This is a genomic window from Acinetobacter sp. YH12152 (genome assembly GCF_013418285.1).
GTDB lineage: Bacteria > Pseudomonadota > Gammaproteobacteria > Pseudomonadales > Moraxellaceae > Acinetobacter > Acinetobacter amyesii.
This window is the reverse complement of sequence record NZ_VPCH01000080.1, coordinates 1-8060: the sequence shown is the minus strand read 5'-3', so window position 1 is coordinate 8060 and position 8060 is coordinate 1. Positions and strand designations below refer to the sequence as shown.

The window sequence follows — 8060 nt, the reverse complement described above, 5'->3', positions numbered from 1 at the left end:
TGAGGATCAGAAAGCTTGTTTGAATCGATGTATTTCATCCGCAGATTATGCACGAATGCTAAGAAATCCGGAGTGCAAATATTAACCAAAAAGAAGATCGTTTTTTGATTTATGAAAGAGATCTATTGTTAATTTTTTTAAGTTATAAGGAAATAAATGCTTAATAAATTAGTTACCTATAATTTGGAACTTTCATGTAGAATAATATTTATTATCAAGCTTTCGGTTCTACTGGAGTAAATAGAGATGGCATTTTTTATTCCTAAAAATGTTATTGAAAAGCTAAAAGATGCAGAAAAACTGAATGATGCTGTTAAAGATATTGAAACAGTTCAGGTTCTTGCTGAAAGGATTTCTAATGACTATCAGAAACAAATAGAAATGTTTAAGCTTCAGAACCGTCATGTAGAGTTGATGAATGATGTGAAATTAGCTTATTCAAATTATGAGAAAGAATTAGAAACTTTAAATAAGTTAAAAGAAGCTACAAATATTTTTTCCAAAAAATATAAATCTCTTAAAAATGCACAAAGATATAGTGAAGTATTAAATAGAGCTTCAAACGAATTAGCTTGTCAAAAAGAATTAAAGAGTACTTATAAAACTTTAGATGATATTACAGAAAACTATAAGGTTTTTGATGAATTAAAAAAAATCAGTGAAAATTTTAAACTAAGTGAAAGTGTCGAAGATATAGTTGAAAAAAATAGCTCTGCTGAATATCTAAGTTCTTTTTTTAAAAATATGAAACAAGCTAAATAATAATGTGAGAGTATTTTAATGTCTGGAATATTATTATTAATTCCCATGATTATTATTGGTTATTTTTTTAAAAAGAAACACTTTTATCTTAATTATAAATTTAGTAAATTAAATGGGCATCATTTATATTTTGCATCTGCTGCTTTCGGTTTCTTTTTTGTATTTATTTCTACTATTTTATATTTTTTACTAGCTAACTTTTATATATTAATATTTTGTTTTTTCTCAGATGAATATGATGTAAAAATTAACTTATTTAGATCTATTAGAACAATTTTTTCTGAACAAAACTTTTCTTTTAATGTGTTTTTTATTTATTCTTTAGCAATGTTGATCGCTAGGATAGTTGCATGGTACGATAAAAAATCTATATTAAAAGAAGTTAAGGATATACACAACCCTTTGATTTTTAATATTATATCTGAAGACCCTACAGATGGTTTATTAAATCTATCCGCAGTTTCAGATGATACTGTAGATTCAAGAAGCTATGAAAATCGAACTATTATGCTTACTATGAAGGATAGAAAAGTATACATCGGTGTCGTAAGTGAAAATCGGAAAGAAATGTTTTTAAGATTTAGTCAGGGTTCTGATGATTTTGAATTCATGCCATTATTAAGTGGATATAGAGATAAAGATAATTTAGATTTGGTCATTACTACAGATTATAGTGAAGCCATTGATAAAAAATTAAATATTACGGTAGTGTTGAAAAGAAATGAAATATTGTCTTTAACTAAAGTTAATTCTGAACAGTTATCAAAGTTCTTATTTACTAGCAATTTCTTATACAAAGAATTAATTTCTTCACACTATCAAAATAAAAAAATTATTATTAGAACTAAAGACGATAAATATATTTTAGGTGCAGTCAGTCAATTCGAAGTTCTAAATGAAAGAATTTTAAAAAGATATCCTTACTTTTATTTTGATATAGAAAAAACCTCAGATGAAATCGATTCTGCAAGAGTAATTTTTTCTTTGGAAAATATCAAAGAAGTTTATGTGAGTGATGATATTGATATATTATTTAATAAATTAATACGAAAAAAAGCCCCTAATATAGAGGCTTTTAATTTAAAAGATATAGCTTAAGAAACTTTATCACCAGCTTTAGCACCAGTTTCAGGTGAAATCACCCAAACACCTTCGCCATTACCCGCAGCTAAAACCATACCGTTAGAAATACCAAAACGCATCTTACGTGGAGCAAGGTTCGCCACCATCACCACCAGTTTGCCTTTAAGGTCTTCAGGTTGGTAGAACTCACGAATACCGCTAAACACGTTACGTGGCTCAGCTTCACCGACATTTAAAGTCAATTGAAGCAGTTTGTCAGAACCTTCAACGTGAGCAGCTTCTAAAACTTCCGCCACACGCAAGTCAACTTTCATAAAGTCTTCGATACCGATAATTTCAGCTTCGCCAACTTTAAGCTCAGGTTTCTTTTCAGCTTTCTTCTCTTTTTTCTTCTCTTTTTTCTTCTCAGCTTTTGGTGCTTCCGCAGGTGCAGCTAAAGAGTCTTTAGACGCATCAACCATAGCAGCAACAGCTTTTGGATCTACACGCTGCATTAATGGTTGGAATTGAGCAATTTCATGATCCACCAAAATCGTTTTACCAGACGCAAAGTCGAAAGATTCTAATTTTAAGAAGCTTTGAACTTCTGCTGCCAAGGTAGGAAGTACTGGTGCAAGGTACACCGCCAATTGACGGAACAAGTTAATACCGACAGAACATACGTCATGAACTTGTTGTTCTTCGCCTTCAATTTTCGCTAAAGCCCAAGGCTTTTTCTCATCGATATATTGATTGGCTTTGTCAGCAAGCGCCATGATTTCACGGATGGCTGCAGAGAATTCACGTGCTTCATATTGAGCAGCGATTGATGCACCTGCATCAATAAAGCTTTGTACCAATTCAGGCTCTGCACACGTTGCAGAAAGTTTGTTATCAAACTTGGTGTTGATGAATTTCGCACAACGGCTAGCGATGTTTACCACTTTACCAACAAGGTCTGAATTCACTTTTTGAACGAAATCATCAAGGTTCAAGTCAGAATCTTCAACTTTGTCAGAAAGTTTAGACGCGAAGTAGTAACGTAAGTATTCAGGGTTCAAATGCTCAAGATACGTTTCTGCTTTAATGAATGTACCACGAGATTTAGACATCTTCTGACCGTTTACAGTCAAGAAACCATTAACGAATAAGCTTGTTGGGGTACGGTAGTTTGCACCTTCAAGCATTGCAGGCCAGAACAACGCGTGGAAGTAAACGATGTCTTTACCAATGAAGTGATAGACTTCATTTTGAGAATCCTTTTTCCAGTAATCGTCAAAGCTTAGGTCAGGACGTTTGGTCTTGATGTAGTTTTCAAAGCTCGACATATAGCCGATTGGCGCATCAACCCAAACGTAGAAGTATTTGTTTGGCGCATCTGGAATTTCAAAACCGAAGTAAGGCGCATCACGTGAGATGTCCCAATCAGACAGACCTGCTTCAAACCATTCATCGAGTTTGTTGGCAATCGACACAGGCAGACGACCTTCGTCACGTGTCCATTTTTGCAGGTATTCACCAAAGTTTGGCAGTTTAAAGAAGTAGTGATCTGAAGATTTCTCTACAGGTGTCGCACCGCTTAAAGTCGATTTTGGATTTAATAATTCAGTTGCGTTGTATGTTGTACCACACACTTCGCATGAGTCGCCGTATTGGTCTTCCGCTTTACATTTTGGGCATGTGCCTTTAATAAACCGATCCGACAAGAACATTGCTTTTTCAGGATCAAACAATTGTGTCACAGGGCGTACCGCAATGTTGTCCGCTTCACGGTTCTTAATGTAAATCTCAGAAGCGCGTGCTTGGTTTTCAGGGCTGTTGGTTGAGTCGTAATGGTCAAAATCAACTTTAAAGCCAGCAAAGTCACGTTCATGTTCTTTTTGCACATTGGCAATTTGCTGTTCAGGCGAAATACCATTGGCTTCCGCACGTAGCATAATCGCTGTACCGTGAGCATCATCCGCACATACATAAGTCACGTTATGACCCATTGCACGCATGGCACGAACCCAAATATCAGCTTGGATATAACCGAGTAAATGACCCATATGAATTGGGCCATTCGCGTATGGAAGGGCGTTAGTAACTAAAATATTACGCACGGATATGACTCTCTCATTCGTATTTATGCAATGGGCTGTAATTTTACATGAGATAGCCAGTACTTGCACAAGGGAATAGGTGAAATCTTTGCAAAAGTAAAAAAATCTATATTGCTGACACAATTACAGTGATAATAGGGCATAACTGTGATGCCTAAGAGTAACAAGCCCATGTATGAAGATGACTATGATGACGATCAGCCAATCACTCGTATTCCTCAAAATGAACAGCGTCATAAATTGGGGCATCACATTATTAAAGATGCGCAGCAATATTTAGAACAGATTTCTGCAGATGAGCATGCCTTACTGATTCAAACCCTGCGTCATTTGGCACAAGATGAGCCTTACTTCGATATTTTGGCCGATGAATTAGATCAGCCGGTAGAAATGAAAGTAGCGAATGATGCTTTAAATTTATTGTATTTTTGGCAACTGCTTCATCAACATGAAAATGATGCAGACTTTGATTTTCTGAATGTCATCAATAGCGAGTTTTTCCAAACTGAAATGTTGAAAGCCTTTGATGCTTTGAATATTGGTGAACATAAAGCAGCGCGCCGTCAGGTACTTTTAGATGCGTTTAAACTGTATAAATTAAATATTCATGCAGGCTGTATCCCTGTGTTATATGCACAGCTTGAAGGTATTTTGACGGACGTGCTGATTCAAACCGGTTTCTTAAGTCAAAATGGCACTAAATTTGTCGATGTCTATAAAATTGTACCGGGACTTAAAGGCAGTGAAATTAAAAGCCTTTGGCACAAATCTAAAATTGCCAATGAGTTGAATCCGTATTTTGCCGAATTGGCGGCCTATCAAATGGATAGCAGCTCTACCGTAGCGATGACCCGTCATAATATTTTGCATGGTACCGATGTCGCGCATTTTAATCAGGGACGGAGTTTCATCCTGTTTATTTGGCTGTTTTCCGCAGTGAGCTTTATGAGTACGGTCAGCAAATAAGTTTAATTTCAAGAGATCAATGCATAGGAGTGGCATTGGTCTCTTTGCATAACATCATCCTTTAAAATTAAAAGCTTAGAGTAAAATCGACCATACATATTTGTATCAAGCCATTGTGAAAATAGGCAATCACATGGCGTTTTCCTGTGGTTGATTTGTTTCTAAATGCGTCTATTTCAGGTATCTGCTTCAAATCGCGTTATAACTATTGTTGTTAGACAATAACTGAGAACAGGGTGAGCGAGATGACAACAGAAAGCACATTAAATGATTTAAAAAATAAAGCATCAGAACTCGGTGATGACATACAACTCAAGGCCAAAGAGGCGCAACTAGAAGGCGAAAAAGCACTCGATGGTGCAAAGCATAAAGTTGAAGAGCTCAAGCTTGAGGGTGAAAAAGCCTTAAATGAGGCCAAACATGAACATGCAGAACAGCATGCAGAAACCAAAGACCGTCTAGAGCAGTTAAAAGCAGAAGCGAGTCATAAATTTGATGAAGCCAAAGTCAAAGCAGCTGAACTTAAACATGAGGCTGTCGAAAAATTTGATGAACTGAAGGTGCAGGCGACAGAGAAATTTGACGAGTTAAAAAAGAAAGCCTCTGACACACTGCATAAGTTTAAAAAAGATGACCAAGCTTAATTGGGTCTAATGAAAAAAGCCGCTCTATCTTGAGCGGCTTTTTTAGGTTTCATTGCTTTAATCCATCTAAATTTTCAGTCTTAATATTTTTGACTTGATCATCGACTACGGTAATCACGTAGCGCATATTGGCAATTTCATAGGTGTAATCTACCGCCAATTTTGCAGGCTGATTTTTCTCTTGCAGCGGATAAGACACCATTTTCATCGGAGAAGCTTGCATACGCGAGCGCATGAGATCGAGGCTATCACCAATCGCCACAGTTTGTCGGTCAGGTGTTTGAATGGCTTCAGTCGCAATTTCTGCATAGGCTGCTGAAGTCAGGAGCATCAAGGCGCATAAAGTCGTTTTATACACAGACTTGTTATAGTTAGTCTTCTGATACATAGTTTTCCCCATTTTTAAAATTAAAAGCACAAAATGTGCCTTTAGATTGCACATCCATCGCTATGATTATTCTATTGAACCGATTGAAATATAGACTGAAATTACGCTGAAAATGTATGATTGAAATGTAATCAATTTAAAATTTAATGGCTTTGGTTTAGCCGCATAGATCAACTACAAGAGCATTATTAAGTGGCGCACGTTTAAAACTTGTTTGAAAGCTGACTAAATTACTCAATTTTATAAGCTTATAGGGATAAGTCATTCATCTCCCTCTTACTCTGGGGCAGATGAACAGGTAAACTATCGCTATTATCTTTTGATGTTCCTGTTTGGAGACAACATAATGTCGTGGCTTTCTTCTCTAAAATCTGTGTTTTCACCCTCCCAAGAGGTGAAAGAAGAGGAAATCCAACAGGTTTTACAAAACTATGTACTCCCCAATTCAAATAATGCCTTAAAAGACCGTATTACACAGGTAAATGTGCAAGGTCAGATCTTACAGATCACGATTAATACCTTTCCTTCAGAAGCCGATGACTTGCAAAAAATCCATGATGATTTGGCAGATGCGTTGGAAAAATGCGGCATTAACGAGCTGAATATGCATGTGATTCAACAAAAAACAGGGCATAAATCTGAAGGTGGTTGTGGTCATCATCATGCAGAAGGCGAAATTTGTTCTAGCCAAGAAAAAGCTGAAAGTTCAGCTGCAAAAAGTCAGTTACCTCCAGTTGTGGATGCGTCTGCGAAAACACCTGAAGCACCTGCCGAAGTTGATCCGAATAATCCACCGATTCAAAAAGCGGCTCCACAACAGCGTGATGTACCGAAACATCCACGCATTAAAAATGTCATTTTGGTGTCATCTGGTAAAGGTGGTGTGGGTAAATCGACCACCACTGTGAATTTGGCGCTCGCATTACAACAGCTGGGTTTAAAGGTTGGGGTATTAGATGCAGACATCTATGGTCCAAGTATTCCAACGATGCTCGGCAATGCAGGCCGCACGCCGATGATTGAAGCTGAGCAATTTGTTCCTATTGAAGCATATGGTATGGCTGTGCTTTCAATTGGTCACTTAACTGGGGATAACAATACGCCAGTGGCTTGGCGTGGGCCGAAAGCGACAGGGGCGTTAATGCAGCTCTTTAACCAAACGTTGTGGCCTGATCTGGATGTATTGGTCATTGATATGCCGCCAGGCACAGGTGATATTCAGTTGACGCTTGCACAGCGTATACCAGTGACAGGTGCTGTGATTGTGACGACACCACAGAACGTTGCATTAATGGATGCGACCAAAGGCATTGAGTTGTTTAACCGTGTACACATCCCAGTGATGGGTGTGGTTGAAAATATGTCGACCCATATTTGTTCGAACTGTGGGCATGAAGAGCAAATCTTTGGTACAGGTGGTGGCGACCAACTTTCAGCCCAATACGACATTCCACTCTTAGGCCGTTTACCGCTGAACGTACAAATTCGTGAAAATGCCGATGCAGGGAAACCATCCGTGATTACTGGTGATGATGCTGCTGAAAGCTATATGGCGATTGCGCAAAAAATTGCAGATGCATTGCCTCAGGCTGAAAAAGATAAAAACCGTATTTTCTAAGGGTGAACTGAAATTTAAGTTGATCGTATTAAAATCTGGCCTCGTGCCAGATTTTTTATAACGTGGTATTGGGAGTGTTTGAAAATTATGAGTACTGAACTTTAGACATTCAACGATGTCTATGAATTACACATCTAAAAAACGATTTGCACAATTTCTTATTTTTCCTGCGATTATAAGCCGTCTGCCAAGGATAAAATTCTTGAGGCATATCAAAGGATGTCGCGTTTGTACTTAGTTTTTACAAAATAGCTTTCACGATATTTCTATTATTTTGGCTAGGATCAATTCTTTGAACGGCAGTAACTGTACAAACGCATTGTGTCTTAGATTTTTTGCCAAATGTCCTCTGTTACAAGGGGCTTAGCATTGAAAAAATATAGAGGAACAAAGTAAGCGTCCGCTGAACACACCTTATGAATTCATCCTATAAGCCTTAATTTAGTCCCCACTTAGAAACAAGTGGGGACTTAAATTTATGACTACAAATCATCAGACATCCATCGCATCTCTTGCGA

The 8060-nt window shown here is 37.3% G+C and carries 7 protein-coding genes; 5 read left to right on the top strand and 2 right to left on the bottom strand.

The annotated features are described in order from the left end of the window. Window positions 1–246: 246 nt before the first annotated feature. Both FTU83_RS16320 and FTU83_RS16315 read left to right on the top strand, forming a co-directional pair. A complete protein-coding gene (locus FTU83_RS16320) occupies window positions 247–762 on the top strand; it encodes a hypothetical protein (RefSeq protein ID WP_180107333.1) in 516 nt (171 codons plus the stop codon). 18 nt (window positions 763–780) lie between these two features. Further along, window positions 781–1860 (top strand): hypothetical protein, encoded by a 1080-nt coding sequence (locus tag FTU83_RS16315; protein ID WP_180107331.1) that lies wholly within the window; start codon window positions 781–783, stop codon window positions 1858–1860. On the opposite strand, the gene metG is transcribed toward FTU83_RS16315, so the two are convergent. Continuing rightward, on the bottom strand, window positions 1857–3926 hold the full coding sequence (gene metG / locus FTU83_RS16310) for a methionine--tRNA ligase (RefSeq protein WP_180107329.1): 2070 nt from the start codon (window positions 3924–3926) through the stop codon (window positions 1857–1859). The two genes, FTU83_RS16315 and metG, sit on opposite strands and share 4 nt — an antisense overlap. Before the next feature lie 171 nt (window positions 3927–4097). Between metG and FTU83_RS16305 the strand changes: the two genes are divergently transcribed. Continuing rightward, window positions 4098–4892: a hypothetical protein gene (locus FTU83_RS16305; protein ID WP_180107335.1), complete on the top strand. Its 795-nt coding sequence runs from the start codon at window positions 4098–4100 to the stop codon at window positions 4890–4892. Window positions 4893–5137: 245 nt separating this feature from the next. Further along, window positions 5138–5536: a hypothetical protein gene (locus tag FTU83_RS16300; protein WP_168379312.1), complete on the top strand. Its 399-nt coding sequence runs from the start codon at window positions 5138–5140 to the stop codon at window positions 5534–5536. Between the two features lie 49 nt (window positions 5537–5585). Here the strand turns inward: FTU83_RS16300 and FTU83_RS16295 are convergent, their stop codons facing one another. Beyond that, window positions 5586–5924, bottom strand: a complete 339-nt coding sequence (locus FTU83_RS16295; RefSeq protein ID WP_180107320.1) for a hypothetical protein — start codon at window positions 5922–5924, stop codon at window positions 5586–5588. A gap of 346 nt (window positions 5925–6270) precedes the next feature. On the opposite strand from FTU83_RS16295, the gene apbC reads away from it, so the two are divergent. After that, window positions 6271–7542, top strand: coding sequence for an iron-sulfur cluster carrier protein ApbC (gene apbC, locus FTU83_RS16290; RefSeq protein ID WP_180107318.1), 1272 nt, complete (start codon window positions 6271–6273; stop codon window positions 7540–7542). Window positions 7543–8060: the final 518 nt, after the last annotated feature.